The organism is Formosa undariae (assembly GCF_042427615.1).
Taxonomy (GTDB): Bacteria; Bacteroidota; Bacteroidia; order Flavobacteriales; family Flavobacteriaceae; genus Formosa; species Formosa undariae.
The window spans coordinates 466,047-484,359 of record NZ_JBHMEZ010000001.1 but is presented as its reverse complement, the minus strand read 5'-3'; the positions used below and the strand labels follow the sequence as shown (position 1 = coordinate 484,359).

General features: G+C 34.0%; 17 protein-coding genes. 7 read left to right on the top strand and 10 right to left on the bottom strand.

Annotated elements, in window-relative coordinates; genetic code table 11:
- Genes ACFFVB_RS02125 through ACFFVB_RS02115 form a run of 3 tightly spaced genes read right to left on the bottom strand, consistent with a single transcriptional unit; the run spans position 1 to position 4,837 of the window.
- A complete protein-coding gene (locus tag ACFFVB_RS02125; protein WP_382380686.1) occupies positions 1 to 1,251 on the bottom strand; it encodes an HmuY family protein in 1,251 nt (416 codons plus the stop codon).
- A 35-nt stretch (positions 1,252 to 1,286) separates the two neighbouring features.
- Positions 1,287 to 2,696, bottom strand: a complete 1,410-nt coding sequence (locus ACFFVB_RS02120; protein WP_382380684.1) for an HmuY family protein — start codon at positions 2,694 to 2,696, stop codon at positions 1,287 to 1,289.
- A gap of 2 nt (positions 2,697 to 2,698) precedes the next feature.
- Entirely contained in the window at positions 2,699 to 4,837 is a 2,139-nt protein-coding gene (locus ACFFVB_RS02115) for a TonB-dependent receptor plug domain-containing protein (RefSeq protein WP_382380682.1), read from the bottom strand.
- A 96-nt stretch (positions 4,838 to 4,933) separates the two neighbouring features.
- Between ACFFVB_RS02115 and ACFFVB_RS02110 the strand changes: the two genes are divergently transcribed.
- From ACFFVB_RS02110 to ACFFVB_RS02095, 4 genes are read left to right on the top strand one after another with little or no spacing between them, the layout of a single operon-like run.
- Positions 4,934 to 5,845 carry a DUF6607 family protein gene (locus ACFFVB_RS02110; protein WP_382380680.1) on the top strand — a complete coding sequence of 304 codons (912 nt, stop codon included), beginning with the start codon at positions 4,934 to 4,936 and terminating at the stop codon, positions 5,843 to 5,845.
- A gap of 2 nt (positions 5,846 to 5,847) precedes the next feature.
- On the top strand, positions 5,848 to 7,353 hold the full coding sequence (locus ACFFVB_RS02105; protein ID WP_382380678.1) for an ankyrin repeat domain-containing protein: 1,506 nt from the start codon (positions 5,848 to 5,850) through the stop codon (positions 7,351 to 7,353).
- 5 nt (positions 7,354 to 7,358) lie between these two features.
- Positions 7,359 to 7,853: a DUF2271 domain-containing protein gene (locus ACFFVB_RS02100; RefSeq protein ID WP_382380676.1), complete on the top strand. Its 495-nt coding sequence runs from the start codon at positions 7,359 to 7,361 to the stop codon at positions 7,851 to 7,853.
- 14 nt (positions 7,854 to 7,867) lie between these two features.
- A complete protein-coding gene (locus ACFFVB_RS02095; protein WP_382380674.1) occupies positions 7,868 to 10,072 on the top strand; it encodes a PepSY domain-containing protein in 2,205 nt (734 codons plus the stop codon).
- Here the strand turns inward: ACFFVB_RS02095 and ACFFVB_RS02090 are convergent.
- The gene (locus ACFFVB_RS02090) at positions 10,069 to 10,587 is read right to left on the bottom strand and encodes a CvpA family protein (protein WP_382380672.1); all 519 of its coding nucleotides are present in this window, start codon (positions 10,585 to 10,587) and stop codon (positions 10,069 to 10,071) included. The two genes, ACFFVB_RS02095 and ACFFVB_RS02090, sit on opposite strands and share 4 nt — an antisense overlap.
- Positions 10,588 to 10,714: 127 nt before the next feature.
- Here ACFFVB_RS02090 and ACFFVB_RS02085 point away from each other — a divergent pair, with 127 nt between their 5' ends.
- From ACFFVB_RS02085 to ACFFVB_RS02075, 3 genes are read left to right on the top strand one after another with little or no spacing between them, the layout of a single operon-like run.
- Entirely contained in the window at positions 10,715 to 11,071 is a 357-nt protein-coding gene (locus ACFFVB_RS02085; RefSeq protein WP_382380670.1) for a hypothetical protein, read from the top strand.
- Positions 11,072 to 11,108: 37 nt separating this feature from the next.
- Positions 11,109 to 12,128: a phenylalanine--tRNA ligase subunit alpha gene (locus tag ACFFVB_RS02080; protein WP_382380668.1), complete on the top strand. Its 1,020-nt coding sequence runs from the start codon at positions 11,109 to 11,111 to the stop codon at positions 12,126 to 12,128.
- Positions 12,129 to 12,132: 4 nt separating this feature from the next.
- The gene (locus ACFFVB_RS02075) at positions 12,133 to 12,528 is read left to right on the top strand and encodes a hypothetical protein (RefSeq protein ID WP_382380666.1); all 396 of its coding nucleotides are present in this window, start codon (positions 12,133 to 12,135) and stop codon (positions 12,526 to 12,528) included.
- Positions 12,529 to 12,538: 10 nt separating this feature from the next.
- Here ACFFVB_RS02075 and ACFFVB_RS02070 read toward each other — a convergent pair whose 3' ends face one another.
- The 6 genes from ACFFVB_RS02070 to gmk form a co-directional block, all read right to left on the bottom strand.
- A complete protein-coding gene (locus ACFFVB_RS02070; protein ID WP_382380664.1) occupies positions 12,539 to 13,540 on the bottom strand; it encodes an NAD(P)H-dependent glycerol-3-phosphate dehydrogenase in 1,002 nt (333 codons plus the stop codon).
- 104 nt (positions 13,541 to 13,644) lie between these two features.
- Positions 13,645 to 13,989, bottom strand: a complete 345-nt coding sequence (locus ACFFVB_RS02065; protein ID WP_382380662.1) for a hypothetical protein — start codon at positions 13,987 to 13,989, stop codon at positions 13,645 to 13,647.
- Entirely contained in the window at positions 13,986 to 15,290 is a 1,305-nt protein-coding gene (locus ACFFVB_RS02060) for a voltage-gated chloride channel family protein (RefSeq protein WP_382380660.1), read from the bottom strand. Before ACFFVB_RS02060 ends, ACFFVB_RS02065 begins: the two co-directional genes overlap by 4 nt.
- Positions 15,291 to 15,673: 383 nt before the next feature.
- The gene (locus ACFFVB_RS02055; RefSeq protein ID WP_382380658.1) at positions 15,674 to 16,825 is read right to left on the bottom strand and encodes an FAD synthase family protein; all 1,152 of its coding nucleotides are present in this window, start codon (positions 16,823 to 16,825) and stop codon (positions 15,674 to 15,676) included.
- A 326-nt stretch (positions 16,826 to 17,151) separates the two neighbouring features.
- Positions 17,152 to 17,730: a nicotinate (nicotinamide) nucleotide adenylyltransferase gene (nadD, locus tag ACFFVB_RS02050; protein WP_382380656.1), complete on the bottom strand. Its 579-nt coding sequence runs from the start codon at positions 17,728 to 17,730 to the stop codon at positions 17,152 to 17,154.
- A 6-nt stretch (positions 17,731 to 17,736) separates the two neighbouring features.
- Positions 17,737 to 18,312, bottom strand: coding sequence for a guanylate kinase (gene gmk / locus ACFFVB_RS02045; RefSeq protein ID WP_382380654.1), 576 nt, complete (start codon positions 18,310 to 18,312; stop codon positions 17,737 to 17,739).
- Position 18,313 lies beyond the last annotated feature (1 nt).

The following is an 18,313-nucleotide window of genomic DNA, read 5'->3' as shown; positions in this document are numbered from 1 at the left end:
CTAATTAAGAATTAGCTTTTTAGTAGTAGACGTATTCCCAGAAGTGAATTTTAAAATATAAATACCACTTTGTAAATTATCTAATTGTAATTCTTTATTGTAAAAACCGGAGTTGTTTTTTAAAGATGTGGCAAATACTTTAGCACCTGTTAAAGCATATATAGCAACTTCATTATTTGAAGATGTTAGAGCATTTACATCGTAAACTAAATTTATTTTTTTATCGGTTGTTGGATTCGGATATACACCAAAGCTTATAGATTCGTTTACATTATCAATACTTAAACGCTGTGTCACATCTTCATAAGTGAAAGATAAATTTCCTGTAGACATGCCTTCAAAACTTGTAAATACTAATCTGTAGATTGCCCCCGATTCTGTTTTTATATAATACGCTTTATTAGGGTTAACTTCGTAACTATACGTGTTCATACTAAATGTTTTCCAGTCCGATCCGATAGTATTAATATCTTCAGAATACGTTAAGTTAGAAAGATCTGTATTGTCATTTTCTTCATCATTTATAGCAACCGAAATACCAGAATTTGTTAAGATTCCTGTGACTAGATATTTAACCAGATTACCCTCGTTATCTTCTATGTCTGTATAATATCTGTTAAACACAAGATGCCATGCATCCATTGCAGGTTCAGCAATTACTTTGCTTCCGTTTTTCAAAGAAAAGTAGTTAAATCGGTTATTTTCGTTTTCACTATTGGCAATAGTTTCCGTTTTGTCGTCACTCCAAGTGGTGCCATCCCAAGTGGCATATTTAAACGTGTATCCGCCATAAAAATCTTCGTTAATAAATTTGGCATACGTACCATCTGCGTATTTTAATACAAAGATTACCGAACCCAAAACGTGATGGTTCGCCATATTGTAATTTCCCCAACCGTAAGAGGCAGAACCGCTATCTATCGAGCCAGAAGTCCAATCTGTATCTCCGTTATATAATTTTGTCCAATTCGCTTCATTCGCCACGTCTATAGCCGACCAATCGTTTGTGTTGTTTGAAGCTTCAAAAACATCGACTAATGCATTTGTTCGAATACTCATGCTCATCGAGCTCGTTCTTAAGAAGCCAATATCCCAGGCATCTGCTGTAAAACTTGTTTCTGCTTGAGTGTCTAAATTGTAGTAAACGGTACTTTCGTAATTCGGTTGCATAGATAGTGATACGTCGATTTCCTGTGCGAAAGCAGTCGTAAAACAGCATAAAAAGCATAATAATTGTAAAGTTGTTTTCATAATGATTAATTTGATAATGATTTAAAAATTCAGTTTTATTGTAATAATTCATAAGTGAATTCAGGGTAACCACGTTCACCTTCGTTGTTTGTGAACGCTAAAAATTGGAGCTTATACACATTCCCATTAGGATCTTTTATCACGTAAAAGCGATCGTTTAAAAGTTTATGCTCCGGTACAATTTCTCTCCAATTACTTCCAATTGTAATTTGGTTGCTTGAAAATTCTGAGGAATTTACTTGTGATAAGATGAAGTCTTCGTACGTAGATTCGTTATTGTTTATTTGATAACTTAAGACGTTTCCTTTTGTGTTTTGAGTAACAAAATCTGAATAACCATAACTTCCTGCGCCTTCAATAATATTTGAAAAAACAGTAAATGAAATGTCCCATTTATCTTTTTCTGGTTCTACAGAAACTATAGTATTAGTGTTGAAACTGAAGTGTGAAAAATTATAATTCGAGTCTTTAGAGATTTTAATTTCTTGATGAGAAGTATCGTTTAAATCTGCATACTGAAGTAAATACCCATTGTCACGTTTCAGTATTCTAACTTTCTTCCAGCCTCGAGCATCTCCTGCAATGGCAACGCTTCCGGTTATGGCGTCTGCGGAGCCAACGTCGTAGCCTAAGTTTATTAAATAGACATTGTTTTCGGAATCAATGTCCGATATTTCATCAATCGCAGTTTCCAAAATATTTCCGTTAGGTGCATCTATATATGCTTCGTTTGAAGGATCGAACGTACCGACTGCGATTTGTTTTTTCTCGTTAGCCACCGATTCTGAAGTTACTGCATCGATATTGGTTGAGTTTAAACTGCCAGCTGCCATGTAAATGGTTCCGTTAATTGCGACTCTAAAGACATCTCCGTTGTAAAACCCTAAATCCCAAGAATCGCGAATAACGTCTGTCGTTGCCTGGCTACTTAAATCGATAAATACCTGATTCGCTTCGTTAGGTCCGCCAATATTTGGGAAAATTCGTCCGCCTAAAGACGCTTGTGCACTTATTGTATAATTTGAATACCCTTGAATTTGTGCATTGCTATAATCTATAGAGGAAATTTTAAATTGAATCGATGTCGTTTCGTCTAAGAAGGGGTTTAATTTCTCGAATTGAATAACATCAGAAACAGCTCCCGATAGTATTTGTAGCGTAATGCTTTGGTTTGAAGCCTCTGGAATAGTCCTGTAATCGATACCATAAATTGCGTTTTCTGCCTCTATTTGAATCGTAATAGTTCCGGTTTCTTGAGATATTTCGGAATACACTAAAGAAATATCTTGAATCGTTTCAATCTCTTGAAAATTGGCCGATAGGTTTGAAAATGCCACCACAAAAGGATCTTCGCTAAATGTATTGTCTTCACTACAGGATTGTAGAAATCCTAATAAAATTATGGAACAATATATAGGTATATAATTAAGTTTATAATGAGTCATGGCTATATATTAAGGTTGTAAGCAAGTTTTATAAAGTAAGATCGTCCGTATCCTAAAAGAAGGCTAGATGGTGGTCCGTCGTGTGTACCTCCGGAAAAAGCGGTGGTATTCACACTGTTTACGTTTAGTAAATTCCGAACGCCAACTGTGACATCGAACGCATTATTAAAGCATTTTTTTCTAGCCGTTAAGTCTAACCAACTGTATGCGTCTGTAGTTCCTTTTACATATTCTGTATCTCCTGCATCGTTGGTTTTTTCGACAAATTGATCTTGTTTTCCTACATGTTTATAGTACAAAGCAAATGAAGAGTTCCATTCTGGGACATTGTAACTAAGTGTACTGTTTAATTGAAGATTATATAAAAAGTCGTTGTTATGGTCTGTACTTGTATCTAAGGTTTTAGAAATTCCTAATACCGAAAACCCGAGTTGGGCTTTAATTCTTTTGTATTGCAGACTGTTTTCTGAGAAAAACCCGAAAGATGTGTATGCATCTATATTATTGTATTGGTAGGATAAAGGATTTTGCTCTACAATTATTAATTCTATACGATCGGCGATATCTAAATAGGATGCGCTTATTTTATTTTTCATGATTAAGCCATCAGCATTCAATTTGAATTGCTTTTTTAAATGCAAGAATGCAGACACCCCTTTTTCTGGATTAAGTTCTGGGTTACCTTGTAAGTTATGATTAACATCGACAAAGTAGGTGAACAGCTCGTCGTAGTTTGGAGTTCTATTTGCCGAACCTATAATGGCTCTAAACTCATAATTGTTTTTAAATATGTATTTAGAACTTAGAGAGAATACATATTGATTGTCGAATAAATTTGAAAACGAAATTCGTGCTCCAGGTCGCAGTGAAAAGACTTCTGAGAGTTTAAATTCTGAAGATGCAAACAGGTCATAACTGTTTAATTTTTGTTCAACCTTATTATCTTCTGGATTTATGGTAATGGCTAAAGGCGATCCATATCCTTTTTCATTTGTAATTTCATATCCTAACTGAATACCTACTGTTTCACTGTCTAATAGATTACTAAATGTTCCGCGAGAAAAGAACGCCTTTCTTGATAGGTATTCACCCTCTTTATTATTTAATTCTTCATCTTCACGGATACGATACTGGTATTGTTCAATATCTTTAGTTTGCGATTGATAAGATACTGAAACATCGTAATTAACTTGATTAGAAATGAGTCCCGTACTATTTATATGGTGATAATATCGGTTATTGGTATACATTTCATCTAGAGCGACAGGGTCACTGGTTTCAGTAGCAGGGTTAGTGTTTAAATCTACAGAGGTATTGTACTTTTCAATATGTTCGTTGAAGTAATCGAACTTGTAAAAAATATTGAAATGTTCACCCTTATAGTTTAATAAAGCTTTTGCATTTTGTTGCAGTTTTGGTAACCATTCGTGACCGCGTAAACCATCATTATTATCATAGTGTTCTCCGTTTTTATCGCCCCAATACCCACCAAAATCATTTCTTGTATAGCCAATGGTTCCGTAGATTTTATCGGTAAAATTATGATTGATTTGTAGCGACTGAATGTGTCTTCCTTTCTCGAACCATTCATACTCATCTCCAACAGTTTCCTCTTGTAAGTAGGCTTTAACTTGAGTTTTATAAGCTGAGGACTTTTTAGTTATGATGTTAATAATCCCTGAAACGGCATTCGAGCCATACTGAACGCCCATAGAGCCTTCAATAATTTCAATTTGTTGAATATCGTCTAGATTAATGAGTGTCAAATCTGTGTTGTTACCCACACCTTCTTCATTAATAACAGGAACATTGTCTATTAAGACTTTAAAATATTGGGAATCCAATCCAAATAAACTAACACCAGACTTACCTGTAGATGCATTTGGTAGTATGTTAATATTAAGCGTCTGATTTAATAAATCTGCTAGGTTATTAGCTGCCTGTTGTTCGATAGTATTTCTGTTTATCACTTTAACTTCAAACACAGATTGTACGGCAGATTGAGCATTGTATTGCCCCGTAATTACAACTTCGTCTAATGCTTCTATAGAAAGTGAGTCTGCAGTTTGGTGTTGAGCACTTAATACCGTGCTAGATAGAAGGATTAAAAAAAGTAAAATATTATTTTTATTTAGACTCATTCTTTTTTAGATTTGTAGCAAATATATAATCTTATTTTAATTGAGTCTAAATAAGGTTAATTTTTTTAAATAAAAATTAAGACCCAACCAAAAACTATGAAAAAAACTATATTGCTAACATTATGTGTTACTATAAGTATTATGAATACTGTCGTTGCTCAGAAACAAAAAAAGGAAGATCAGAAAGCGATTAAGGATATGTGTGGCTGTTACGAAGTAAACTTTAATTTTACTGAGACCTTCAATTACGTAGACGACTCGACTTATGTCCCTTCGGAAGTAAAACACGATAAAGGTTTGGAATGGGTAGAATTGGTTGAAGATTCTAAAGATAAAATTGCATTACAGCATTTGTTAATTGTGGGTGACCCTGCACATCCGCATATTGTAAAACACTGGAGACAAGATTGGGAGTTCGAAAACACCGACTTATATATGTATAATGGAGATAACGAATGGACGTATGTAAGTTTGCCTAAGAATGAGGTAAAAGGACAATGGTCTCAGAAAGTATTTCAAGTAGATGATAGTCCGCGTTACGAAGGATCTTCATCTTGGGTACATGTCGATGGGAAAAGCTATTGGGAAAATACAACTACAGCGCCATTACCAAGAAGAGAGTATACAAAGCGTAGTGATTACAATATTACACTAAGACGAAATCGCCAAGAGATTACAGAAACAGGTTGGATTCACGATCAAGATAACGATAAAGTACTTCGCGAAGCCGGAAAAGAAGATGTTGTAATAGCTCAAGAAAAAGGATACAATACGTATACTAAAGTAGACGACAGTAAATGTGTGTCTGCACAAGATTATTGGAAAAAAACAAGTGCAAAATGGACCTTAGTTCGTTCGAAGTGGGATGCCGTTTTTGCAAGAGACAAGAATTTATCTTTAGAAGATAAAGTAGATAATAAACAATTATATAAGTATTTGTTTTCTGAGGAAGAGTATCAGAATGAAGCAGATATTAGTACAGTAATAGAATCTTTTGTAAAAAAATAAACATGAAAAAATCAATACTTAAAAATGGAATTTTAGGAGCGTTTTTAGCGCTAGGAACACTTGTTCAAGCACAACAACAATCTAATGTGTTTTTAGACCGTGACTTTTGGGGTGCTAATCCTTCTATTGAAACCATCGATTTAAAAATTAAAGAAGGAAATGATCCTGTTAAGCGTAACGAAAGAAGTTTTGATGCTGTTGCGACTGCCATTTTAGGAGATGCACCTTTGTTAACTATAGAGCATTTACTTTCCATAGAAGGTAATGATGTAAATAAGTTAACGCACGATGGTCGTACATATATCTTTTGGGCTGCTAGTAAAGGGAATGTAGAACTTATGGAATATCTTTTAAAGCAAGGTGCTAGAACAGATATATCTGATGATCACGGTTATAATTTACTTAATTTTGCAGCTACTGGTGGTCAAAAAAACACAAAGGTGTATGACCTTTGTTTAGAAAACGGTTTAAAATTAACAGATGTAAATCATAATGGTGCAAATGCATTATTATTAGTGTCACAAAGAGCTGAAGATTTTAGTACGATTAATTATTTTATTTCAAAAGGCTTAGATTTAAATAGTAAAGATGCTGACGGAAATGGCATCTTTAATTATGTGGCTAAATCTGGAAATACCGATATGTTAGATCAGTTAATTGCTAAAGGTGTAGATTATAAAAATCTAAATAAGGAAGGTGGAAATGCTATGATATTTGCAAGTGCAGGTGGTCGTGGAACATCTAACGACTTAGATGTTTTTAAATATTTAGAAGCGAAGGGCATTAAGGCAAATGTTACAACTAAAAACGGTTTAACACCATTACATGGTTTAGCAGGGAAAACTAAAGATGCAGCAGTTATTAATTACTTTTTAGCTAAAGGAGTGGATGCAAATCAAGCCGACCAAAATGGAAATACACCATTTTTAAATGCAGCAGGAAGAAACGATTTAGCGATTGTAACATTACTTCAAAAAGAAGTGAAAGATATTAATGCAACGAACAAAAAAGGAGAGTCTGCATTAACTTTAGCTGTCGAAAATAATTCAACAGAAGTTGTTTCTTATTTAATAGAAAAAGGTGCAGACCTTAATATTAAAGATGCAGAAGGAAATAACCTAACAGTGTATTTAATAAACTCTTTTTCTCCTAGAAACAAAGAAGATTTTAAATCGAAATTAGAATTATTAACATCAAAAGGCTTAGACGTGTCTAAAGTACAGGCAGATGGAAATACATTATATCACTTAGCTCTAGATCATAAAGGATTTGAATTACTTAAATTAGCAGATCAATATAAAGTTGATATCAATGCTAAAAATAAAGAAGGGATTACGCCTTTATTAAAATCGGCAATGTCATCTAAAGACGATAAAGTTTTAAAGTATTTATTAGAAAATGGAGCAGATAAAAGTATTACAACAGAATTCGAAGAATCTGCTTTCGATTTGGCTAGTGAGAATGAACTTTTAAAAGCAAACAACGTAAATATTAACTTTTTAAAATAATAAGCATGCATAAATTTTCGATATTAAAAACAGTTTTTGCCTTGGCATTTGTGGTGTTTAGTTTTTATTCTTTTAAACCTGTAGAAGCGTCAACCAAATACAAATGTATGTTGCAAATGACGAATTATACAGGAGAAGGTGCCTACGTAGCCATCTCTTTAATTAATCCGGAAGGCGATTACGAAAAGACCTTGTATATGCAGGGAGATGACGATGAATGGTACAACGATTTAACGTCTTGGTTTGATTTTCACGGAAAGAAACGTAATAATATAGATGCGATTACTGGAGCAACTGTTGCTGGCGGACAGCGTAGTATTAATGTTATTGAAATAGAAGATTCTAAAATCGATTCAGGATACAGTATCCGTTTTGAATCGGCAGTAGAAGATCAAGAGTATTATGAAAAAGATGTTGAATTTAAATTAACATCTGCTAGTGTAAAAAGTAAAGTTGAAGGTAAAGGGTTTATACGTTACATCCGTATGATTCCTAACTAAATAATAATTAAAGTATGACAATTTCAATATGGAGATATAGCCACCTTGCGCTGGCTGTATCTTCTTTTGTGTTTATAGTATTGGCTTCGGTAACGGGCATCATTTTAGCATTCGAACCTATTTCTAATCAAGTGCAACCGTATCGGGTTGACGATTTTAATAAGGTGTCCTTGGCTGAAACTGTACAGCATTTAAAAGACAACTATATTGAAATTTTAAACGTCGATGTCGATGTTAATGAATTCGTTTCTGCATCCGTAATCACTGAAGAAGGAGATGCCGAAACATTTTATATCGATCCTCGAACAGGTGATAAGATTGGAGATATTATCGAAAAATCTCCATTGTTTCAATGGACAACAAACTTCCATAGATCACTATTCTTAAAATCTACTGGACGTATTTTTATCGGAATTACGTCGTTTTTACTCTTCTTAATTGCTGTTTCTGGAACGGTTTTAATTGTAAAAAGACAGCGCAGTTTTAAGCGCTTTTTCAGCAAAATTGTAAACGAGAATTTTGCGCAATATTATCATGTTGTATTAGGGCGATTATCTTTAATTCCTATCATTATTCTTACACTTACCGGTGTCTATTTGTCTTTATATCGCTTCGATTTATTGCCGAAAGAAAATCTTACACACAACGTTAATTATGATGAGATTTCTGAAACTCCAAAACGTGATCTAAAATATCAATCTATTTTTAGTGATACCAAATTATCTGAAGTCAGAAGCATAGAATTTCCGTTCTCTGAAGATGTCGAAGATTATTACACGCTTCAATTACAAGATCGCGAAGTTCTAGTGAATCAATATACTGGCGATGTTTTAAGCGAATCTAAATATCCATTTATAGCCATTGCATCGCGATTAAGTATTAATTTACATACTGGTCAAGGCAGTATCTTATGGGCTTTAGTTTTAGCCATTGCTTGTCTTAATATTTTGTTTTTTGTGTACTCTGGTTTCGCTATGACGTTAAAACGTCGCAAGGCCAAGCTGAAGAATAAATTTAAAAAAGACGATGCCAAATTCATCATTTTAATTGGGTCGGAAAATGGAAGCACAGTGCAATACGCCAACATGTTGCATAAGCAATTATTAAAACTAGGGGAATCTAGTTTCATTGCTGAATTAAATGCGTTTTCAACATATAAAACCTGCGAACATTTAGTGGTAATGTCGGCTACTTATGGTCAAGGAGAGGCGCCTGAAAATGCAAATAAATTCCAAAGTATTTTTGAAACGATACAATCGGATCATGCGTATAGTTTTTCAGTCGTTGGGTTTGGTTCTTTAGCATATCCTGATTTCTGTAAATATGCTTTCGATGTCGATACTTTATTACAAACAGACCCTAATTCTGTTCAGCTTTTAAAACCATTTACAATCCATAATAAATCTTTCGAAGCCTACACACAATGGATTAATTTATGGTCTAAGAAAGTGGGGTTACAAATTCAGTTGGCAGGAGACGATCTTATAGAAAATAAGAAAAGAAAACGGACGTTTACGGTGGTCCATAGTACAAATGCAAGCGATAATCCAGAGGACACATTTACTATAGCTTTTAAACCAAAATTAGGATTAACACGTTTTAAGTCTGGAGACTTGCTAGCTGTGCAACCCGAAGAAAATAGTGTAGAGCGTTTATATTCTGTAGGAAAGGTGAATGATTCTATTTTTCTAAGTGTAAAACGTCAGGAATTGGGATTGTGTTCTAATTACTTAAATGAATTGCGTACCAACGATTCCATTAAAGCGCGATTAATAAGAAACAAAGAATTCCGATTGTCTAAACGTACGAAACAGGTGTTAATGATTGCAAACGGAACCGGTATTGCGCCGTTCTTAGGGATGATTAATCAGAATACTACTGGGCAAAATATGCAGTTGTATTGGGGAGGAAGACAAGAGTCGTCTTTCGAAATATACAAATCTATTATTGATGAAGGTTTAAAAACAAACCGACTTCAAAAACTAGAAATTGCGTATTCTAAACAAGATAATAATAAGGTTTATGTACAACACCTTCTAGAACGTGACGGCGAACATGTTGCTCACGTTTTAAAACAAAAAGGGGTGATTCTTATTTGCGGATCTATTGCCATGCAAAAAGATGTTCTAATTGTATTAGAAGCCATTTGCGAACGTTATCTAGAACAGCCGCTAAGCGTATATAAAAATAAGGGGCAGCTTAAATTAGATTGTTATTAATCGTTAGAAAAGATATCCTTCTTTTTCTCGTCAACTTTATCTTTAATTGCTGGATATAGTTTTGTTGAAATCGCCATTACGGGTTCGTAAAGTATAGATTCTTCAATATCTTTTTTATCCATAAATGGGATAGTATCGTTTAAATTTCCAAAGATGTTTAATAGTATACTTGCAATTAAACCAATTTTAAGCATGCCGAAAATGGCGCCTAAAATTTTATTCACAATACCTAGAAAAGCAAAGTCAGCAAGCTTTGTTAGTGCTTTTCCTGCCAAACCTATAGCTAACACAATAACAATAAATGTCACTGCAAATGCGGCAATAGTCACATAGTTTTCATCCCAATCTACTTTGTGTTCAAAAAGAGAAGCTGTATATGCACTAAAGTGAATGGCACCAAAAATTCCGATTATTAGGGCTAGTAAAGATGCTATTTCTACAAATAGGCCGTTCATGAATCCTTTTACCAGTCCAAAAAGGAGAATAACGGTAAGGATAATGTCTAATAAAGTCATAATGAATTGGTTGTTTTCTCAAATATAATATTTAAAATGAATTTGTCATATTTTATGCGATGTTTAGGATATTTGAGGTGCTATTTTTTAACTTTGCGCCACGCATTTTAAGCGTAATAAAAATTATATGTCTAGAGACGAAGAATTAAAAACACGATGGAAAGACGTCGTTACTAAATTATCTAATCAATTTGCAGATGGAGATACTTTAGATCTTGATGCAATTATTTACTTAATTGGCCTACAGGAATTAGGGCAGTTGGATCGTACTTTTAAGAAGGACCAGAAATTAGATTTAATGCACATTGCAATATGTAAATTGCTTATGCCTTATGGTTACTACGAATTTGATTTTGTAGATGAAGATGGTTGGCCGCATTATACCGTTAAAGAACAACTCCCTACATTAAAGGCTGGAGAACAAAGTATTTTAATGAAAGAGGCTATAGTAAACTATTTCGTTGAAACCGAATATATAAAGTAAGAATTATTAAATTTGCATTCATTTTTGAAGGAATATCATGATTGATAAAATAAAAGAACTTATTGCTGAAGCAGAAGCGTTTAAAGCACAGTCTAAAGACGAAGTTGAAGCATTCCGTATTAAATACTTAGGTAAAAAAGGATTGTTAAACGATTATTTTGCCGAATTTAAGAACGTCGCTAACGACCAAAAGAAAGAATTTGGTCAAGTTATTAATCAGCTTAAAAATACGGCTCAAGGGCGTGTAGATGCTTTAAAATCAGAGTTGGAAGGTAATGAGGAAGCTAAAGGTGTTTATGGCGATTTGTCTAGACCAGGTGAACCGATTTCTATTGGTGCGCGTCACCCGATTTCAATTGTAAAAAATCAAATAATTGATATTTTTTCAACCATAGGATTTAACGTTAGTGAAGGTCCAGAAATCGAAGACGATTGGCATAATTTTACAGCTTTAAACTTGCCGGAATATCACCCGGCGAGAGATATGCAGGATACGTTTTTTATTCAAACAGATCCAGATGTCTTGTTAAGAACACATACAAGTTCTGTACAAGTACGTTATATGGAAGATAATGCGCCTCCAATTCGTACAATTTCTCCGGGTCGTGTATATAGAAATGAAGCTATTTCGGCACGTTCTCACTGTTTCTTTCATCAAGTTGAAGGATTATATATAGATAAAGATGTAAGTTTTGCAGATTTAAAACAAACGCTTCAGTATTTCACAACAGAAATGTTCGGAAAATCTAAAATTCGTTTACGTCCGTCTTACTTTCCGTTTACAGAACCAAGCGCAGAAATTGATGTGTATTGGGGATTAGAAACAGAATCGGATTACAAAATTACTAAAGGAACTGGTTGGTTAGAAATTGGTGGTTGCGGTATGGTAGATCCTAATGTTTTAGAAAACTGTAAAATAGATTCTAAAGTGTATTCTGGTTTCGCATTTGGAGTAGGAATCGATAGAATTGCGATGTTATTACATCAAATAAATGATATTCGTTTACTAAGTGAAAACGATGTGCGTTTCTTAGAGCAGTTTAAGTCTACAATATAATTGTATGAAAAAAGATATTGAAATTCCAAAGGTCGAAGATGTTTATGTAGCCGCTGTAAAAGTGTTTAATAAAGACTTGAATTCGGACGAGTGGAATGCGTATATAGTAAATGATAAGGAAGTGGATTTAGAGATGGTTTTAATCGTCTCTAAAGGCCTTTCTAAGGATAAGAAAACAGCAGTAATGAGACATAAAGTCGACAAGCTTCCTGCTAAAAGTTATGCTAAAATCGAATATCTTCAAGATGATGTTTTGGCTTTAGTGAATACATTTGAAGTTTCCTTTTTTGAAGACAATAAAATGTTTGATAAATCATTTATCTTTAAAGAAAACACCATAAATGAAAACGCTTTGCAGCGTGTTCCCGTTATGGATGTTCAAGGTGTGTATGTGAAATAGGATTACAGATTTAATCTAATTTATCTGTAAGTTTTTCAAAGGTCTTTTTAGGATCTTTTCCTTCGTATAAAATTTCGTAAACGGCATTAATTATCGGAAGTTTGGTCTTGCGGTCGTTTTTGTCGTTAAGCAATTGTGCACTTTTAGTCGCATAATAACCTTCTGCAACCATACTCATTTCCATCTGCGCAGATTTTACAGTATAGCCTTTTCCAATCATATTTCCGAACATTCTATTTCTAGAAAACGTTGAATATCCCGTAACTAATAAATCGCCTAAATAAGCCGAATTATTTATGTTACGTTTCATCTTATGCATCTTCTTAATAAAGCGTTTCATTTCGCGAATCGCATTACTCATAAGTACACTTTGAAAGTTATCTCCGTATCCTAAACCATGCGCAATACCTGCAGCAATGGCATAAATGTTTTTAAGCATAACGGCGTATTCGGTTCCGATTACATCGTCGCTAATTTTGGTTTTTATATAATTACTTGAGAAGTTTTTAGCAATGGCTTTCGCCTTTTTCGAGTCGGCACAAGAAATAGTTAAGTACGATAAACGTTCTAGAGCAACCTCTTCTGCATGGCAAGGTCCAGCAATTACAGCAATGTTGTTGTAAGACACATTGTAGACATTATGAAAATGTTCGCCAACTAATAATCCTGATTCTGGAATAATACCTTTAACGGCAGAAACTACGGTTTTGTTAGAGATGTCTATGGTTATTTTTTCTAATTCACTTTGCATAAAAGCAGAAGGAATTGCAAAAATTAAAACGTCGGCATAATTCGCAATTTCATTTATATCGTTACTTAAAATAAGTTGTTCTGTTCTAAACTCTACAGAGCTTAGGTAATTAGGATTATGTTGCTCTTTTAATAAGTGTTCTTTAGTGGAAGCACTACGCATATACCAACCTACTTCATCAAGGTTTTCACATAGCATTTTTACAATTGCAGTAGCCCAACTACCAGCGCCAAAAACAGCATATTTTAATTCATTACTCATAAAGGCATTCTCTTTTGTCTATTCAAAAGTACACAAAAAACTAGATTTTGGTGGTTAATGAAATATTAATAAAGCAGATTTAAAGTTTAATAAGTTAGAATAGCTTAAGATTTTAGTAGCATTTCGTTCTGCACAATATAAATTGAAGTGCCTTCGAAAAACGCTTTCTCTAACTCTAAGAAGGTGTTAATGTTTTCAATCGAATCTGTAATTTCAATAATTTGCGGGTGATTAAAGTGTTGAATATCACTAAGTCCCCAGTTTATAGTTTTGCTATTAATATAGCCTTTCGAGACATTAAAATGTAATACTTGATTTAGGTCCGAGGCTTTTGCTTTTTTTAAAACGATGGTTGCAAAATCGGATTCGTGAAGGGTTTTCCAAAACGGAACATCTTTACGTTTTTTACCGTATTCAAAATAAATTCTTATGGTCGTTAGCGTTTTCATTTCTGATGTCTTTTGGCGTCTATTTCAGATAGCGTAAATCCTTTTTCCTGAAACGTACTATTATTTTTAGGACTTCCAATAATTTGAGAGGTATAAACTCCGGTGTGTCCAGAAAACAAATAAGACACACTGCAGGCAATAGCTATAAAAACACCGGCTTCAATGCCAAATAATTCAATGCCCATAACGGTACAAGCAATAGGTGTATTAGTCGCTCCGGCGAAAACAGCAACAAACCCCATACCGGCTAGTAAGCCCATTGGTAAAGGAATAAACCAAATTAATACATTTCCTAAAGTGGCTCCGATATAGAATAAAGGGGTGACCTCACCACCTTTAAATCCGGCGCCAAGGGTGAAAGATGTAAATAATAATTTTGCTAAAAAATCGTATGAATTCATATTAGAGCTAAACGAGTCTACAATGGTTGGGACGCCTAAACCAATGTATTTTGTTGTACCAATACCGTAAATAATTACAGCTAAAATAACACCTCCAATCGCAGGGCGTAAAGGTGGATATTTTATAAGTTTTTTAAATAAATTAGCCCAAAAGTGAGTCGATTTTGAAAACAGCATAGCGACTAATCCAAAGATAATTCCTGCCAACATGGCCCAAAGTAAGTTAATAGGATTCATCTCGGCAACCGCGTCTATATGATAGTGCGTATGTGCAACATTCCAAATCTCGCAAAAATAATTGGCCAACACCGCAGCTAAAAAACTTGGAACGATAGCGTCTAGACGAATACGTCCTAGGATGAGTACTTCTAAAGCGAAAATTCCACCAGCTAAAGGCGTACCAAATACCGATGCAAACCCAGCACTTATACCTGCAATAATTACAATTTTACGATCGCGATCTGATAGTTTGAATATTTTAGTGAATTGATCTGCTACCGCTCCTCCAATTTGTACAGCAGTACCTTCACGACCTGCAGAACCTCCAAATAAATGCGTAACTATGGTTCCGAATAGGACTAATGGAGCCATTTTAAACGGAATTATTTTTTTAGGCGAATGAAATTCTTCTAGGAGTAAGTTGTTTCCTTTTACAACACTATTTCCAAAAAGATGATAAGTTAATCCGATTATAAATCCGCCGATTGGTAATAAGGCAATAATCCATAAGTTGGATTCTCTGTAATTTGTGGCCCATTCCAAACTCTTCAAGAAAAATGCTGAAATAGATCCCGTAACAACTCCTATACAGGTGCATATAATTAACCATTTAAGTAAATAGTATAGGGAAGGAATTTGTTCGAAAGCGGTTAATTTTTTTTTAAGATGTTCAAATTTCATAAGTACCTAATATAAACGATTCTACTAAGTCAAAAACCTTTAATAGTAGAAGCATCAGTTCTGTGCGAACGGTTTAAGCAAGACCTCATTGCCGAACGTAACAAAATTAGAATAAATTAAATAAAATCGATCAGTTTTAGCGAGTCTTTATACAGCATCCTTACATTAAATCGTTTAAAAGATGTGTCATTAATTAGTCTATAGACTTTTGAAGTGTATTATGTGTTCTTAACATTAGATTGTGATTGCCAAAACAATTTTGGCATAATTATTAGAGGTATCTAATTGCTAAGATTAAAGTTAAGTGTCTCTATCAAGTATGGATTATTGTTATAAATTATACCTGATAGAGATTCTTAATGATTTTAAAGGCTAAATGTGCATTAAAGCACTTCCTTTCTTCTAATATTAATGCGCATAGCATCTTCAATAGGTTCTTTTGAAACTAAAATTAAATAGCCTCCTCCACCAGCGCCAGCGAGTTTCCATGCCATAGCATGATCTTTGTGTTTATCGATTTCTTTGTTAATTCTATCGTTAACCATTGCCGGAAACATTTTTACTTGTGCTTTAAATGAATTTAAAAATCCAGTAGCAAAGGTGTCTAAATCTTTAGCTTTAATAGCGTCCCATACCATTTCAGAAGCTTCAGATAAATCTTTTACATTGTCTTCATTGATATACGTTTCCCCTAAAAGATCTAAACCAGGCTCTCTTGGCCATAGCATAACCATGTATATATGTTCTTCTAGCCAGGCTAATGTAGATTCGTCGTCAATAGATTCGAATTTTGTAGGCCAATATGCTTTATCGTAATAGTGTCTTGTAAGACCCGGCATACAAATACCAATAGCATCTTGTGCGCCAGAAATTAAAGTTGATCCCGGTGTGTTTTCAAATTTAAAAAGTATTTCGGCTAATTTTTCTGGCTTTTCTAAAGGTAAATAATAAGGCCAAATTTGTTTTGCAGCATTTCTAGTAGAAGTTGACATACCGCAACGTTCGTTATATTCTATAATAGGCTCTATAGATAAGGTAATAGCCCATCCTGGATGAAATTTAGAGACGTAAGGTTGATCTACCCAAGTTCCTGCTAAATCTATACGATAAGGTAAAGAACAATTTCCTGCAGATCTTATCGCTGTTGTAGAGCGTTCAGGAAGACCTTCATCAGGAATACGTTTTAGATTTTTTAGTTCGATGTTAAGGGCGTTACATAATTCTTCTTTTTTAGGAGAAAAACCATCTTCATTGACTACAAAAAAATCAGGTTTTAATGTTTCCAAATCTTCTTTGAAATCTAAGATACCAGAACCCGTATTTACAAAAGCTTTTTTTACATACCTAATGGCATTTATCATGTAAAGTCTTTCTTGTTCCGAATTAATGGTTTGTCGCCCTTTCAATTCTGAAATAGTTGCGTCAGAACCTATTCCAACATATAAGTCACCGTACATAGAGGCTTCTTTAAAAAATGCAATATGGCCACTATGTAGCATGTCAAAACACCCAGAAACAAAAACTTTTTTATTCATCTTATATTTAATTTATATTCTAAAATTGGATTTACTTTCTAAACACAATTGTATGCAAGATATTTTATTTGCGGAAAACTAGCAACAACTTTGTTGTAAAAGCGCACTTATGACACTTATTATGACAGCTTTTCGTGTCGTTATTTAAAATATTACAGAAATTATTATGAATGGTCTTCCGATAAAGACCTTCTAATTGTTGTCGGAATTCAATTATTGGGAGTGAATGATATTCTCTAGGAAAAGTGTTACTTGGTTTTATTTTAGATTAGTGACTAAAATAGCGGATAAGAAAAAAGGCGATTCAAATTAGAATCACCCTTTTTTTATTTGTAAAAATTCATGTCGTCTATATACTTCCAAACATGTTCTGGGAGTAATGGTTTACAGCTTTTGCCATCGTGAATAGCTTGCCTTATAAAGGTTGAAGATATTTCCATAATGGGTGCGTCAATCTTGTGAATTTTAGGATGATTAATTAGTTGAGTCTCAGTCTTACCTTCAGAAATCCTTGGGTAGACATAAATGTCATGATTCTCTAAAATAACATCGTTATTTTTCCATTTATGAAATCCTTTTAAATTGTCTTCACCCATAATAAGTGAAAATTCATGATTAGGATGCTTTTCAAAAAGATGAGTTAGCGTGTTTATAGTATAACTAGGCTGAGGTAATTTAAATTCAATGTCACTCGCCTCTAACTTGTCATAATCTTTTGTTGCTTCATACACCATATCGAATCTGTGATGATTATCTAGTAGTGTGTTTTTCTTTTTAAACGGATTATGAGGCGTAACAACTAACCAAATTTGGTCCAAATCACTGTATTCTGCCATATGATTGGCAATGATTAAATGTCCAATGTGAATAGGGTTGAAGGTGCCGAAATACAGACCGATTTTCATAAATTTTTAATCTTTACTGATAAAATCTGAAACGATTTGCTCTGCTTCTGCAAGCGCATGTTCTAGAGTGTCGTTTTCAATAATAACATCGAAAAGTGGAGCTGTAGCTAATTCTGCCGAAGCTTTTGCTACTCGCATATTTATTTTATCTTCAGTTTCTGTTTTGCGCTTTTTTAAGCGGATTTTTAACTCGTCTATACTTGGTGGTTTTACAAAAATGGAGAGTGTTTCTTCTGGAAATTTACGTTTAATACGTAATCCTCCTGAAACATCGATATCAAAAATTACATGTTTACCTTGTGCCCAAATACGCTCTACCTCACTCTTTAAAGTGCCGTAAAAGTTGTCGCGATAGACTTCTTCCCATTCTAGAAAGGCATCGGTTTTAATGTTGTTTTTAAAATCTTCTAACGATAAGAAATAGTAATCTTTAGCGTGCTCTTCAGTACCACGTTTTTCGCGTGAAGTTGCCGAAATTGAAAATTCTAAATTTAATTCTTCAAGACCAAGTAGGTGTCTTACAATTGTTGTTTTTCCGGATCCTGAAGGGGCAGAAAAAACAATAAGTTTCCCTTTAGACATG